The organism is Albidovulum salinarum (genome assembly GCF_025673475.1).
GTDB classification, from domain to species: Bacteria; Pseudomonadota; Alphaproteobacteria; order Rhodobacterales; family Rhodobacteraceae; genus Albidovulum; species Albidovulum salinarum.
Window position 1 is genome coordinate 68520 of record NZ_JAOVQO010000015.1, and the last position, 13419, is coordinate 81938.

Sequence of the window (13419 nt, forward strand, 5' to 3'; positions counted from 1 at the left end):
CGCACCGAACCGCGTTCCCGCTGGTCCGTCCTAGCGATCGCGCCGGCGCATCGAGGTCTCGATGCGCGCCTCCGCCAGAAGCCGATCAAGCACCGTGCTTTGGCCGAAAGAGCGCGCGGCCGCGGCCCTCGCGGTCTGACAGTCCTCGGTCGCCCGCTCCAGTTCTCCGCCAAGAACCGTTCGCCGCGCAGCCATCAGGCGCGCGAAAGCCTGCTGGGCAACGAGCGTGCCGGCATCCTCGCTACGCTCGGCGGCGCACCATGCCTCGGTTTCGGCCTGGTCGAGGGCGCGGAGACGCGCCTCAATGGCGGCGCGGCGCGCACCGGCGGCCGACAACGCCATCTGGTTGGCCTCCTTCTTCAGCGTCGCGAGGCGGGCGAGCGCCGCGAGGCGTCCGGCGCCGCTCATCCGCCCCTCCTCGCGCGGGCCCTCTGGCGCATGTTTTCGGCGAAGCGGATCGCGGCGGCTACCGCGGCGTAATGTTCGGGCCGCACCTCGCGACCGATCTCGACCCCGGCATGGAGCGCACGCGCTGTCGACGGGTCGGACCGGATCGGCACCCCGGCCGTGGCCGCCGCCTCGCGGATGCGCGCGGCAACCGCATCGACGCCCTTCGCGACGCACATCGGCGCCCGCCCGCTCGCCCGGTCCCAGTGCAGGGCCACGGCGAAGTGGGTGGGGTTCACGATCACCACATCGGCTTTCGGAACGTCCGCGAGCATCCGGTTGGTCGCAATCGCCTCCGCCCGCTGCCGGCGCAGGCCTCGCATCTGCGGGTCGCCCTCGGACTGCCTAAGCTCGTCGATCAATTCCTGACGCGACATCCGGTTCCGGCGCAGATGCTCATGTCGCTGCCAGAGATAGTCGAGGGCGCCAAGCCCGCCCGCCACCAGCACGAGCAGGAACAGGAACTCAACGATCAACCGCACGAGTTCGGCCACCGCGAGGCCGGGATCGAGGCTCTGGCTGGTCAGCATTCGCGGCAGCCGGTCGATCAGAAAGACGGTCAACAGGGCCGCGATGATGACCAGCTTCGCCGTGCTCTTCGCGAATTCGAACAGCCCGGTGCGACCGAATTTCTGCCTGGCGTTGCCGAGCGGGTTGATCCTCGACAGCCGAGGCATGAGCTTCTCCGGGGCGAAGACCCAACCGCGCTGGGCAAAGATGATCGCCGCGACGGCGACCATCGGCGCGATCAGGAACGGCAGTGCCGGCAGCGCCGAGGCAAGGACCATGTCGCCGGCCAACTCGCCGCCCGACACGAGCAGCCTTGTGCCTAGCGTGTCGGCCTGATCGAGCACAGACACGCCCCAGTCGCCGAACCGCCGCAGAGCCGTGCTGCCGATCGCCGCACAGGCCAGGAAGAAACCGCCATAGCTCGCCGCGATCGCCAGTCCGGTCGAACGGACCAGTTCACCGCGTGCCCGTGCCTCGTCGAGCTTCTTCTGTGACGGCTCATGCTCCTTCTCGCCGCCGTCCTCTTCGCTCATCGCGCGGCTCCGAACGGATCGGCGAGAAGCGCATTGAAGCTGCCGGCCCAGAGCGAGAGCCCGACCGGCGCGACGATCGCCAGCAGGACCAATGCCCCGGCGGTCACGGCAGGGGCGCCGACGAAGGCCACCATCAGTTGGGGCATCGTCCGGTTGATCGCACCGAGTGCCAGGTTGTAGACGAACGAGGCGATGACGAAGGGCACGGCGAGGCTGAACGCCAGCGCAAAGGCTCGGCCGATGTGATCCACGCCCCAGTAGCGCATAAGAGTCGCGTCGGGAAACCGGCCCGGCGGCAGGGCGTCATAGGATAGGATCAGCGCCTCGGCCAGTCGCACATGCAGACCCGCCATCATCGCCAGAGCAAGGCTGCCAGCCACGAGGAGATGCGACATCGTCGGCATCGGCTCGCCCCCGGCTCCGAAAAGCTGTGACAGCGAGCTCGACTGCGCGGCGATCGTTCCGGCCATCTCGAGCGCGAGAGTCATCAGCCGCAGCACTAGCCCGAGAGCAAGGCCGATCACGCTCTCGGTCGCGAAGCAGGCAAGCAGGGTTCCGAGCCCCTGCGTGAGCGGAGCGACTTGCGTGCCCACAGCCGGCGAGACGATTGCCGTGAAGACGAGCGCCAGCGCCAGCTTCACGCGAACCGGCACGGAATGTTCGCCGAAGCCCGGAAGGATTGCCATCGCGGCACCGATCCTGAGCAAGACCACGAATCCCGCGAGCGCGCCGCCCTTGCCGGTCTCAAGTGCTGCGGACAGGAGCTCGTTCATGCCGGCACCAGCCCGACGATCGATGGCTTGGCGTCGAAACCGATTTCGTCGAACGACAGGACGGGCGCGCTGATTCCCTTGGCGCCGAGCACGGTCTTCAGGAACCTTCGGCGCCGGGCCGAGGTGACTACCGCCGGAAATTGCCCCTTCTCGCCAGCCTTCGAGATCCTGTCCGCGATGTTCATCGCCAGCCGGTTGAACTTGTCGGGCGGAAGGGCGACGTCGCACTGGCCGCGGTCGCCATCGACTTGGTGGGCGGCGAATGTCTCCTCCCATTCCGGGGAGAGTTGCAGAAGCGGCACGGTCCCATCCACTCGCCGGATCTCCGCGACAAGCTGGAAGCCGAGGCGGCGGCGGACATGCTCGCAGACCGCCTCGGGGCTGCCGACGCCGCGCCCCTCCGCGATCGCCTCGAGGATCAGCGGCAGATTGCGGATCGAGACCCGCTCGTCGAGCAGGAGCCTGAGTACTGCGAGCAGGAGGTCTACCGGCACCTTGTCGGGGATGAGTTCGTCGAGCAGCTTGCGGTTGGCTTCGCTCCGAACGGGATCAGAGAGGTTGGTGCATTCCTCGAGCAGCCGGCGCACCGACTTGAGCGACAGCAACCGCGCGAAGTTGCGTTTGATCATTTCGAGAAGGTGAGTGGCCAGAACCTCCGCCGGGCCGACCACGGTCGCACCGCTCAGCGCCACGTCCTCCTGCATGGCCTGCGATACCCAGCGCGCGGGGGCACCATAGACCGGCTCGCGGACGTCGCGCCCGGGCGGCACGCCCGTGTCGCCGCCCGCGAGCAAAGCCAGGACATGGTCGGGATATAACACATCGCGCGCCTGTTCGACGCCCTGAATGCGGATCCGGTAACTGCCACTGGCGAGGGTCGCATCGTCCGTCAGCCGGATTTCCGGAAGGATCAACCCGTACACCGCTGCGACATGGTTGCGCAAGTTGACGATGCGCGCGTCGAGCCCGGTTGCCGGATCGAGGACCATATTGACCAGGTTCGGCGCGAACTCGACATGGATCTCGTCGAGGTCGAGGATGTCGCCCAGCGACTTCTTGCGCGGCGCCGTGACCGGCGGCGAGTCAGCCCGGGCCTGGTCCAGCGCCGCGCGCGCGGCCTTCCGCCGCATCAGTTCCGCCGCCCCGCCGAGCACCGCCGCGCCGGCAAGGAAGGGAACGAATGGCAGGCCCGGCACGAGCGCGAAGAGCGCCATGAGGAATGCGACGGTCGCGAGCGCCGGCGGATAGTTCCCGAGTTGCCGGAACAGTTCCAGATCCGCCGCCCCTTTGGCCCCGCCGCGCGACAGGAGAAGCGCCGACGCGATCGAGATGATCACCGCCGGGATCTGGCTGACGAGCCCGTCCCCCACCGTCAGGATCGCATAGGTCTCGAGCGCCCGGCCGATCGGCATGCCATGGATCGAGACCCCGATGATCAGACCCATCACAAGGTTGAGCAGCGTGATCAGGAGCCCGGCCACCGCGTCGCCCTTGACGAATTTCGATGCCCCGTCCAGCGAGCCGAAGAAGGTGGTTTCCGCCTGTTCTCGTTCGCGCCGCGCCTTTGCCTCGGCATGGTCGATCGCACCCGCATTCATGTCGCTGTCGATGGCGAGCTGCTTGCCCGGCATCCCGTCGAGGGCGAAACGCGCGCCGACCTCCGCCATGCGGCCGGCGCCCTTCGTGATGACGATGAAGTTGACGATTAGCAGGACACCGAAGACCACGAGACCGATCAGAACGGATCCCGACATGATGAACATCGCGAAGCCTTCGATCACGTCGCCCGCGGCGCCGGTGCCGGTGTGGCCCTCGCCGATGATCAGCTTCGTCGACGAGACGTTGAGCGAAAGGCGCAGCATCAGTGACGCAAGAAGGATTGTCGGAAACGCCGAAAAGTCCAGCGGGCGCTCGATGAAGAGCGTCACCGTGAAGATCAGGATCGCGAGCGCAAAGGAGGTGGCGAGCCCGATGTCGAGCACCCAGGCCGGCATCGGCAGGATCATCATCACGATCACAGCCATGAGCGCGAGCGCAAGTAGGACGGTCGGACGGAACAAACTTGTAATCGTCAGACTCGTCATTGGTCGTCCTCCGTCAGGGGGGGCGGCGCGCCGAACAGGCTTGCACCGCCGCCGTTGCCAAGCGGAACCAACGAGCCGAGCCCGGAGGTGCCCCCGGTTTGGAGCAGCGGATAGCGGTTGACCCGCGCGACCGCCCCGACCATCGCGTCGGGATCGGTGCCCTCACTGCTTGGAAAGTCGTCATTTGCCACCCCCACGATGTCCGGGATCGCCGGGATCTCGTTGGTGTCTTGGGCCAGCAGCGAATTGCGGAAGCGATCGAAACGCGCCTGATAGCGTCCGGCGTATTCTGGGGTGCGCGAGTGGTAAGCGCCGGCGGCGCGGCTCCAGGACCCCTGCTCGGCATGCAGCGATTTCAGGAACCGGGCGGCGTAAAGCGCGTTGGTCAGCGGATCGAACATGTCGTCGATCGACCGGAACGCGGCGCCATGCCATTTGAAGTTGAGCTGGAAGCAGCCGACGTCGAAGCTGCGCGCGCCGCGATCGTACTCCTTGTAAACATATGTGCGTGCCTCACGTTCGGATTCGAACCATAGGCCTTTGCCCTCCATGTTTACCGTCCATGGCCATGGACGAATCGCACGGCCCCGTCGACGTCCGGTCTCGGTCAATGAAATCGCCCTTAACACCGAAACTGGCACGCCGGTGCGCTGCGACGCTTCCGCAGCCACCATGTCGCACACCGCAGATTGATCGACGGGTACACTTGCCGAAACTGATGACGACCAGCCGTCGAGCAGGCAAGTCGTGACGATACAGACAAAGACTGCGGCAGGTCGAGGCCATGAGCGCGCGGACATTCGGACGTTTCCCAAGCAGTTCTTGCCTTCGCATCCACGCTAGGGTGCGGGCGTTGAGATTCGGTAACCGCCGGTCATCGGCTGCCCGCATCCGAGGTCGCCGCGATCATGCTTTCGATTGCGGAGCGCGCGGCGCGACTCTGCTCGACAAGTGCCTTGCCGCGCGCGAGCGGTCCGGGCAATGCGAGTTCCTGGACGGAGTCTGACACCGGCTCGGCAGACAAGCCGGCTGCTCCGGCCGAACCGAATCCAGCCGCGTGCAGTGCGTTGAGGGCTGCTCTTAAAGGCTCAGGCGGGTTCGCGGCCGCGCCGGAAAAATCGCCGGCTCGCCAGAGTTCGCGTCCGGCCGCTTCAGCGTCGCCGGCCGAAACGTACGCGCGCGCGGCCGCAGCGTGATCGCCGGCCATTGCGAGCGCCTCTGCGCGAAGGGTTTCTGATGCCGTGTCCCGCAGTCCGGCGAGCTTGTCGATTGCTGCCGCCGCGTCGAACTCGACGGTAGCGGCGCGGGCAAGTAACCGCCGACCTTGCTCCGAACGGGCGGCGTCGACGGTTACAAGCTTGCGCACCTCTTCCGTGAAGCCAGACGCGGCTAGCCGTTCAGCGAGGGTGAGGCGAAGCGACGCATCCGGATCGGCGGCGTAGAGTTCGGACCGATTGGCGAAATACGCGGCGAGGAAATCCGGCTCGCTGTCGTGACCGGCAAGCATCGCAAAGAGTTTGAGCGCGGTATCGCGCTGAAAGTGATTGGGCGGATCCGAAATCCATCTACGATAGGCGTCGAAGGAACCGTCGAAGTCATTTGCCGATCCACGCGCAAGTATATGGAGATGCTGCAGCACCTCCCCGGACTCGGCGTCCTGCAATTCGAAAGCCAATGCTTCGGCGCTTTCGATCAACCCGGTTGGCACCGCGAGGCCGCGCGCCAGTCGCGACTTGATCGCCAGAATGAGCGCGTCGGTTGACAGCGAACCGTTGCTGAGGGCGAGGTCTTCGAGTTTTTCCAATTGTGCGCCAGCGTCGCCTAGCGCCAGCCCGAGCTGGGCATCGATGATCCCGAGGCTCTCGGTGGTGTTCTGCGGGGATCGCGCGACTGCGTCGCGGACGGCTCGTGCCGCCTGCTCCGATCCGACCGACAGGAACCGATCCGACAATCCGGGGCCGAGGAGGCGCCTGAGGTGGACCGGAAGGGCGGAGAAAGCCCGAAGCACGGCGGCTTCGTCGATATCGGTTCCCGGCAGCAATTGCGGTAAGGCGAGCACCGCCCACAATGCCGCGCTTGTATCGCAGCTTGTCAGTGCCGGCAGGGCCGAACCGGCTTCGGCCACGCCTCCGTCGAGGACCGCCCCGATATCGCGCAGGGTCGAACCGTCGGACGTTTCGACGGCAAAGGCGGACAGGACTGCGCCGGCCTCGGCCCCGAAACCAAGGTGAAGATACAGCCGCGCAAGGGACAGCACCGCCTCGGTCGAGGGGTGATCGAACTCTCCGACCAGGGGTCGTCGCCTTTCGGCAATCTGTGCCGCAGCCGGGCGATCGTCGCCCCAGCCGGCCAGATCGAAATTCGCGTCCGGCAGGCAGGCTGCGCCCGTGGCCGAGACCGGCGGGTGCGCCGCGGCCGAAGGCATGTCACGGTCGAAGCTGGTTTCCACATGGAGGGCAGGCTCCGGCGTCTCGTGTGCATCTACCTTCGGGCGCCGATCTGCGGCACTGGCGGTATCGTCAGACGCTACGTGTGCGGACGCACCCCGGGGCTCGGTTGGTGCGACCTCGACCAGTCCTTGCGCGGCCGCGCGGCTCAGTTGCAGAAGAAGCCGCTCTTGAGCCTCCGCCACGCTCGGATCGGTGTACATATGCAGTTTCGCGTCGCCGGAACCGCCGACATCTGTCCGGCCGGTATCCGGCATCTGCCGGTGTTTCCCGTGCACCTGGTCCGGCACGCCACGGCTTGCGAGGCCGGAGAGATTGTCGCCGCGCCAGAGGGGAGCGAGGTCTATGGTCTTCTCCACATCTTGTGCCCGATCTCTGGTAGCAGGATAAGACCGCGTTCGAATTGGTTCAGCCGCCTTCTTGTCCTGCCGGGGCGACACGGTCGGAGTCAGCTGAGACTCGAAAGGCGAACCCGCAGCGGGCGGGCCGTCAGCGATGTCGACGATGATGTTGCCGTTTCCGTCGGCGGAGGCGGTTGCGTGGCAGGCGCAGCCGATCCCGAACCGCAAAACTCCCGGGGTCGCGTCAAGTGCAAGGGTCGCGAGGCGCGTGCGCGTGATTCTCCTGAACACATCCGTTGCGTCGAATGTCACGTCGAGTCCGCTTACGCGCAGAATATAGCCGCTCCCATCCCGACCGAGTTCCCATCCCGACGGCGCACCAACATCGACCACGATCCGGGTGAAACCGGTGTGCTCGCCGGATCGCACACGAATCATCTCGGCGAAGGACGGGGAGACGCCCGCGCCAGTCAGGATCGCGATGAGCGTTATTGTAGTCCTGATGACCATGACCGAAGCGCCCATCCTCATGCGGCGTCCGACTTGACGGCCTTCAGGGCTTCTTCGAGCGCCGAATAGCTGGGGCGGATGTGATGCGGCGTGTTCTGCCTTCCAACCTCAATGCAGATGTTGGCCGCGTGGTTGTGAAGATTCGCCACCAGGACCTCTCGTATCAGCTTGTAGAAATGGCTGTCCTCATCGACGACTGCCTTCACCTTCGCGGCGAATGGCCCGACCAGCCCGTAAGCGAGAAACACGCCCAGAAAGGTTCCGACCAGCGCACCGCCGATCATCTTGCCGAGAATCTCCGGCGGCTGGTCGATCGAGCCCATGGTCTTGATCACGCCGAGCACCGCCGCGACGATGCCGAGCGCAGGCAGACCGTCGGCGATCGATTGCAGCGCATGGGTCGAATGCAGCGCATGCTGCAGGTTGGCCTCGAGCTGCTTCTCCAACACCTCTTCCACCTGATGCGGGTCGTCGTAGTTCATCGAGGCCGAGCGCATCGTATCGCAGATCAGATCCACCGCTTCGTGATCCTGCTGAATCTTTGGGTATTTCCCGAATATCGCCGAGGTGCCCGGCGCCTCGATATGCTCTTCGACGGCGACCGGGTTTTGTCGTGAGAGCCGGATCAGCTCGAACAGCAGACAGAGCAGGTCGCGGTAGTCCTCCGGCTTCCAGTGGGCGCCCTTGAACACCTTCTTCACGTCCTTCACCGTGTGCTTGATCGCGGCACCATCATTGGCGAGAACAAACGCTCCCACGGCAGCACCACCGATCATGATCATCTCGAACGGCAGCGACTTCAGGATGATGCCGAGTTTCCCGCCGGCGGCGATATAGCCGCCGAAGACCATGACGAAGATGATGACGATACCGACGATACCGATCATGAACCCGTTCCTTCCGTCCCTGTCCGATTGCCGCCCGGGACACGCTTCGACCCTTGCAGGGCGCCGTTAACATTCCGTCTGCGCGTCACTCCGTCGGCGCACTCGCATTGCGCCCGGCCAGGATGACGCTGATCGAATAGGCGCTCTTTGTGTCGAGCCCGGCCATCACAGCCGCGGCAGACTCTGGACGCATCCGGGCCAGGAAACCGGCCGCGAACTCCGGATCCATCTCGGCAAAAAGCGCCGCCGCTTCCTTGGGCTTCATCTTTTCGTAGACAGTGACCAGTCGCTGAACGTCCTGAGCGGCCGCCTCGTCCGCGAGCGCAAGCGTCTTTGCCAGCTCGTCCTCCGCCACCGTCAGCGCGTCGAGCTTCTCGTCGATCTCTGACTTGGCTAGCTCAAGGGCCTGTGCGCGGTCGTTGGCTTGCGCCTCGCGTGCCGCAAGTCGTGCCTCACGGGCGCGGAGCGCCTCAAGCATCGCCATCGCGCCGCCACCAGGTTCGCAGCTCACCGCGTCGGCTTGCGCCTCGGGCTCACTCTGCGATTCTCCCCCCGCGAGGGCCTGGCTCGCGCCTGCGCCGATCCGGATCAGGCCGGACATGCCCAGCAGCACCGCGATCAGGAACAGGGCGCCGCGGCCGCGGCGGCGGCGCCGTATCGTGGCCGCCTTGCGCACGCTCATTCGGCCGCCTCCGGACGCTCATAGCCATGGTTGCGCCGGCGCAGGACGCGCATTCGCGACCCGCTGCGCTCAGGCGGTTCGGGCAGGTCGTGGAGCGTCGCGAACAGCAGCTCGAGCTTTGCCGCTGCCTGCTCAGCCCGTTCGGTCATCTCGCGCAGTGATCTGGCCGAGTCGGTCGCGGTACCACGCGCCGTCTCAAGCGCGCGGGTCATGTCGTCGACCTGCGCCGACAGGACCGCGATCGCCCCCCCCATTCCGCCTTCGAGCTGGTTGAACGCCTTCAGCCGCCGCGAAAGGACGAGGCAGTAGATGCCGGCACCGATCGCGCCCGCGCTCATCAGGATATCGGCAATGAGTGCCATCGCGCCGCCCTCAGTTGATCACGAACTCGGTCACGAGCAGATCTCGCACCCGCCCGCCGCCCGCCACCATCTGCACCCGTCGCAGCATTTGTGCCCGAAGCCGCACCAGCGCGGTCGGATCCTCCAGCTCGCTCACTTCGACTGCGCGCAGATAGCCATTCAGGACATCGAGAACACGCGGCAGCAGAAGAACAACGTCCGACTCGTGGACCTTCGCGACTTCGATCTGGGCGGTGAAGTGCAAATACCGCCCCGACTCGCTGCCGAGCGATACGACCATCGGGGCGATCGGTACGAAGGCAATGTCCGGCAAAGCCTCGACGTGCGGAGGCCCCTTCTTCACTGCAGCGCCATGCCCGAGAATCAATCCCGAATAGACCGCGAAGAAACCACCGCCGCCAAGCGCGAGCATCAGCACGAAGCCGAACAGAATCGGCAGTTTCGAGACCTTCTTCGGGGCGTCGTCGGGTGTCGTGTCAGATCCGGACATAGCGCTCTTCGCGGTTTGATTGTCGGACCGGTATAGACCGGGGGTGACTAACCGATTGTTAAGGGCAATCGGCGAAGCATCGGGGAGACGACGGGCAGAAGCCCGCCCATTCGGAGATGCGCCGTGCAGCAGCTGACAGCCGTCTGGCAGGCTCTTGACCCTCGCCGCCGCGCGATCGTCGCGGTGACGACGCTTGCGATGTTCGCTGCGGTGCTAGCCTTGGCCAATCTCGTTGCGAAACCTTCGATGGCGCTTCTTTATGCGGGCCTCGACGGCAATCGTTCTGGCGAGGTTCTGGCCGCGCTCGACCAACGCGGTGCCGTCTACGAGGTGCGCGGCACAGCCATCTATGTCGAGGGCGTGCGGCGCGACGAGCTCAGGATGACGCTCGCCGCCGAAGGGCTGCCTGCGAACAGCGGCTCGGGCTACGAGCTTCTCGATTCGCTCACCGGGTTCGGGACCACCTCGCAGATGTTCGACGCCGCCTATCTGCGCGCCAAGGAGGGCGAGCTCGCGCGCACGATATCGGCGCTGCCGCAGATTCGCTCGGCGCGCGTTCATATTGCCGAGACCCGCGCCCAAGGGCTGCGTGCCCAGACGCGGCCCTCGGCCTCCGTCGCGGTCACGACCGCAACGGGCGGGATCACGCCGCCCCATGCCAAGGCCTTGAAATTCCTCGTCTCATCCGCAGTTGCTGGCCTTGCGCCCGAAGACGTGGCCATCATCGATGGCGCGGGCGGCCTTGTCATCGCGGGCGACGAACAGGCCGGACCCGCGGCCGGCGACCGCGCCGAGGAGCTTCGTCGCAATGTCGAGCGGTTGCTGGAAGCACGCGTCGGCTATGGCAACGCCGTCGTCGAGGTCTCGGTCGAGACGGTGACCGAGCGCGAGGCGATCACCGAGCGCCGGTTCGATCCCGACGGCCGGGTCGCGATCTCCACCGACACCGAGGAGCGGACGTCCTCGTCGAACGACCGGGGCTCGAGCGCCGTGACCGTCGCGTCGAATCTGCCGTCCGGCGATGCCAACGCACCGGCCGGAACGTCTCAGAGCCAGAACAGCGAGACCCGTGAACGCACTAACTTCGAGGTTTCGGAGACCACGCGCGAGGTTCTGCGCAACCCCGGAGCCGTCCGCCGCCTGACGGTTGCCGTTCTCGTCGACGGCGTCACCGTGGTCGACGACACAGGTGCGACGCGGGTCGAGCCGCGCTCGGACAACGAGCTCGCCGCCCTGCGTGATCTCGTCTCGGCCGCCGTTGGGTTCGATGCCGATCGGGGTGATGTGATCACCCTGAAATCGATGAGCTTCGAGCCGTTGGCACCGGCCGGTGAGCCAGCCGGAGCTTCCTATCTCGCCGGTCTCGGTCTTGATGCGATGAGCATGGTTCAGCTCCTCGTCCTGGCAATCGTCACACTGGTTCTGGGCCTGTTCGTGATCCGCCCGATCCTGACTTCGCGCGGTGGGCGCGTGCCTGACCTCGCGCCGCCGCGGGCGGACGATCGCCTGGCGCTCGATTCCGGGGCTCTGACCGGCGAAATCGCCGATGACGACGAGCCGCTGCAAAACCTCGCAGTGGTCTCCGGGCGGTCTGGCGACAGTGCCGGCCGCATTCCGGGGAGCGAGGTCGATCCGGTATCCCGGCTCCGCCAGATGATTGCCGAACGTCAGGACGAGACGGTCGAAATCCTGCGCGGCTGGATGGAAGATCCCGAAGAGGAGCGCGCCTGATGCCTCGCCGCGTGCAGCTTGAGGTTTTCGAACTGACCGACATGACCGCGGAGCGGGTCGAACTGGCGCAGGCTGAACTCGAGGAATGTCGGCTCGCGGCTTATGAGCAGGGCTACGCTGCCGGCTGGGATGATGCGGTTTCCGCGCAGGACGCCGAGGTGACCCGACTGCGCGCCGATCTTGGCCGCAATCTCCGCGACCTGTCCTTCACTTATCACGAGGCCCACAGCCACGTCCTTCGGACGCTCGAACCGCTCTTGCACGACATGGTGACCAAGGTGCTGCCGGCGGTTGCTCGCGAGTCACTGGGCCAGATGGTCCTCGAACACCTGCGCCCGGTGGCCGAGGAGCTTGCCGGTCAGCCGATCGCGGTCGTCTCTACTGCGGCCAATCGTGCGGTACTCGAACGGCTCGTGACCGAGGCGGCGCCGTTCCCGGTCTCCTTCCGCGAGGAGCCGTCGCTCGGCGACGGCCAGGTCTATCTGAGGTTCGGCCAGGAGGAGACACGCGTCGATCTCGATGGTGTCATCGATGCCATCTCGTCTGCGGTATCCGGGTTCTTCCAGATCGAGAAACATCAGGAGATGCGCCATGGCTGACGTCCGCAATCCCGACACGCCCGATGGAAATCCGTTCACCCAAGTTCCGATCGAGATAACGATTTCAGTCGGCCGCGCCCGCCCGCTCGTGCGCGAGCTGCTCAGGCTCAAGCGCGACGCCGTGCTGCCGCTCGACCGCAAGATCGACGATCCGGTCGAGCTCTATGTCGGTGACCGGCTGATCGCGCGGGGCGAACTGACCGAGCTTGACGGCGACCAGGCCGGCCAGCTCGCCGTGCGCCTCACCGAAGTCGCCGATCTCCAGAACGGGCTCTGAACGATGCGTCGCATCGCGCTGACCGCGGCAACCTGCCTCGTGATCGCGGCGCCCGCGACGGCGCAGGACCTGGCGCTCGGCCTCGGCGAGCAGACCTTGACCGGCCAGTCGCTGCTGCTCATCGCGCTGGTCACGGTGCTCAGCCTCGCGCCCGGTCTTGCGGTCATGGTTACGTGCTTTCCCTTCATCGTGACGGTGCTCGCGATCCTGCGACAGGCGATCGGGCTGCAGCAGTCACCGCCAAACATGTTGATCGTTTCTCTCGCGTTGTTCCTCACTTGGTTCATCATGGAGCCGGTCTTTACCGAGGCCTGGGCCGTCGGAGTCGATCCGATGCTTTCCGGGACGATCGATCTCCCCACCGCCTTCGAGCGCGGCATCGCGCCATTCCGCGACTTCATGGCGAACCGGGTCGATCCGGACACGTTCCGCTCGCTCGCTGCGCTCCGGCCCGGAACGGCGGAGCTCACGGGTGGCGCGGACGCGCCGCTGTCCTTGCTGGTGCCGTCCTTCATGCTCTCCGAGATCGCGCGCGCGTTCGAGATCGGCTTCCTGATCTATCTGCCGTTCCTCATCATCGACCTCGTGGTCTCGGCGGTGCTGATGTCGATGGGGATGATGATGGTGCCGCCGGCGGTGGTGGCGCTCCCCTTCAAGCTCGCGTTCTTCGTCGTGGCCGACGGCTGGTCTCTGATCTCGGGCGCGCTCGTGCGAAGCTATTTCTGAGGCTTGGCATCTCTGGCATC

The 13419-nt window shown here is 65.9% G+C and carries 14 protein-coding genes; 4 read left to right on the forward strand and 10 right to left on the reverse strand.

Going from position 1 to position 13419, the window contains the following annotated elements; translation table 11 throughout:
• Positions 1-30: 30 nt before the first annotated feature.
• The 10 genes from OEZ60_RS15805 to OEZ60_RS15850 form a co-directional block, all read right to left on the reverse strand.
• Positions 31-408 carry a hypothetical protein gene (locus OEZ60_RS15805; protein ID WP_263338217.1) on the reverse strand — a complete coding sequence of 126 codons (378 nt, stop codon included), beginning with the start codon at positions 406-408 and terminating at the stop codon, positions 31-33.
• Entirely contained in the window at positions 405-1490 is a 1086-nt protein-coding gene (locus OEZ60_RS15810) for an EscU/YscU/HrcU family type III secretion system export apparatus switch protein (RefSeq protein WP_263338220.1), read from the reverse strand. Before OEZ60_RS15810 ends, OEZ60_RS15805 begins: the two co-directional genes overlap by 4 nt.
• A complete protein-coding gene (locus OEZ60_RS15815) occupies positions 1487-2263 on the reverse strand; it encodes a flagellar biosynthetic protein FliR (protein ID WP_263338223.1) in 777 nt (258 codons plus the stop codon). The genes OEZ60_RS15810 and OEZ60_RS15815 overlap by 4 nt, the downstream gene beginning before the upstream one ends.
• Positions 2260-4347: a flagellar biosynthesis protein FlhA gene (gene flhA / locus OEZ60_RS15820; RefSeq protein ID WP_263338226.1), complete on the reverse strand. Its 2088-nt coding sequence runs from the start codon at positions 4345-4347 to the stop codon at positions 2260-2262. The genes OEZ60_RS15815 and flhA overlap by 4 nt, the downstream gene beginning before the upstream one ends.
• Entirely contained in the window at positions 4344-5147 is an 804-nt protein-coding gene (locus OEZ60_RS15825) for a transglycosylase SLT domain-containing protein (protein WP_317852844.1), read from the reverse strand. Before OEZ60_RS15825 ends, flhA begins: the two co-directional genes overlap by 4 nt.
• Positions 5148-5221: 74 nt before the next feature.
• Positions 5222-7645 (reverse strand): hypothetical protein, encoded by a 2424-nt coding sequence (locus tag OEZ60_RS15830; protein WP_263338228.1) that lies wholly within the window; start codon positions 7643-7645, stop codon positions 5222-5224.
• A gap of 17 nt (positions 7646-7662) precedes the next feature.
• Positions 7663-8532, reverse strand: a complete 870-nt coding sequence (gene motA, locus OEZ60_RS15835; protein WP_263338231.1) for a flagellar motor stator protein MotA — start codon at positions 8530-8532, stop codon at positions 7663-7665.
• A gap of 85 nt (positions 8533-8617) precedes the next feature.
• Positions 8618-9214: a MotE family protein gene (locus OEZ60_RS15840; RefSeq protein ID WP_263338234.1), complete on the reverse strand. Its 597-nt coding sequence runs from the start codon at positions 9212-9214 to the stop codon at positions 8618-8620.
• A complete protein-coding gene (locus tag OEZ60_RS15845) occupies positions 9211-9576 on the reverse strand; it encodes a DUF6468 domain-containing protein (protein ID WP_263338236.1) in 366 nt (121 codons plus the stop codon). Before OEZ60_RS15845 ends, OEZ60_RS15840 begins: the two co-directional genes overlap by 4 nt.
• A gap of 10 nt (positions 9577-9586) precedes the next feature.
• On the reverse strand, positions 9587-10066 hold the full coding sequence (locus tag OEZ60_RS15850) for a flagellar basal body-associated FliL family protein (protein ID WP_263338239.1): 480 nt from the start codon (positions 10064-10066) through the stop codon (positions 9587-9589).
• 123 nt (positions 10067-10189) lie between these two features.
• Between OEZ60_RS15850 and fliF the strand changes: the two genes are divergently transcribed.
• The 4 genes from fliF to fliP are packed head-to-tail and all read left to right on the forward strand — an operon-like array spanning position 10190 to position 13399.
• Positions 10190-11797 (forward strand): flagellar basal-body MS-ring/collar protein FliF, encoded by a 1608-nt coding sequence (fliF, locus tag OEZ60_RS15855; protein WP_263338242.1) that lies wholly within the window; start codon positions 10190-10192, stop codon positions 11795-11797.
• A complete protein-coding gene (locus OEZ60_RS15860) occupies positions 11797-12396 on the forward strand; it encodes a FliH/SctL family protein (protein WP_263338244.1) in 600 nt (199 codons plus the stop codon). The genes fliF and OEZ60_RS15860 overlap by 1 nt, the downstream gene beginning before the upstream one ends.
• A complete protein-coding gene (locus tag OEZ60_RS15865; protein ID WP_263338246.1) occupies positions 12389-12673 on the forward strand; it encodes a FliM/FliN family flagellar motor switch protein in 285 nt (94 codons plus the stop codon). Before OEZ60_RS15860 ends, OEZ60_RS15865 begins: the two co-directional genes overlap by 8 nt.
• 3 nt (positions 12674-12676) lie before the next feature.
• Positions 12677-13399 (forward strand): flagellar type III secretion system pore protein FliP, encoded by a 723-nt coding sequence (fliP, locus tag OEZ60_RS15870; protein WP_263338251.1) that lies wholly within the window; start codon positions 12677-12679, stop codon positions 13397-13399.
• Positions 13400-13419: the final 20 nt, after the last annotated feature.

What these genes read in the sequence shown, in the direction of transcription:
- OEZ60_RS15805 (WP_263338217.1), bottom strand. Translation starts at nt 408, where the DNA reads ATGAGCGGCGCCGGACGCCTCGCGGCGCTCGCCCGCCTCGCGACGCTG.
- OEZ60_RS15810 (WP_263338220.1), bottom strand. Translation starts at nt 1,490, where the DNA reads ATGAGCGAAGAGGACGGCGGCGAGAAGGAGCATGAGCCGTCACAGAAG.
- OEZ60_RS15815 (WP_263338223.1), bottom strand. Translation starts at nt 2,263, where the DNA reads ATGAACGAGCTCCTGTCCGCAGCACTTGAGACCGGCAAGGGCGGCGCG.
- flhA (WP_263338226.1), bottom strand. Translation starts at nt 4,347, where the DNA reads ATGACGAGTCTGACGATTACAAGTTTGTTCCGTCCGACCGTCCTACTT.
- OEZ60_RS15825 (WP_317852844.1), bottom strand. Translation starts at nt 5,147, where the DNA reads ATGTCCGCGCGCTCATGGCCTCGACCTGCCGCAGTCTTTGTCTGTATC.
- OEZ60_RS15830 (WP_263338228.1), bottom strand. Translation starts at nt 7,645, where the DNA reads ATGGTCATCAGGACTACAATAACGCTCATCGCGATCCTGACTGGCGCG.
- motA (WP_263338231.1), bottom strand. Translation starts at nt 8,532, where the DNA reads ATGATCGGTATCGTCGGTATCGTCATCATCTTCGTCATGGTCTTCGGC.
- OEZ60_RS15840 (WP_263338234.1), bottom strand. Translation starts at nt 9,214, where the DNA reads ATGAGCGTGCGCAAGGCGGCCACGATACGGCGCCGCCGCCGCGGCCGC.
- OEZ60_RS15845 (WP_263338236.1), bottom strand. Translation starts at nt 9,576, where the DNA reads ATGGCACTCATTGCCGATATCCTGATGAGCGCGGGCGCGATCGGTGCC.
- OEZ60_RS15850 (WP_263338239.1), bottom strand. Translation starts at nt 10,066, where the DNA reads ATGTCCGGATCTGACACGACACCCGACGACGCCCCGAAGAAGGTCTCG.
- OEZ60_RS15860 (WP_263338244.1), top strand. Translation starts at nt 11,797, where the DNA reads ATGCCTCGCCGCGTGCAGCTTGAGGTTTTCGAACTGACCGACATGACC.
- OEZ60_RS15865 (WP_263338246.1), top strand. Translation starts at nt 12,389, where the DNA reads ATGGCTGACGTCCGCAATCCCGACACGCCCGATGGAAATCCGTTCACC.
- fliP (WP_263338251.1), top strand. Translation starts at nt 12,677, where the DNA reads ATGCGTCGCATCGCGCTGACCGCGGCAACCTGCCTCGTGATCGCGGCG.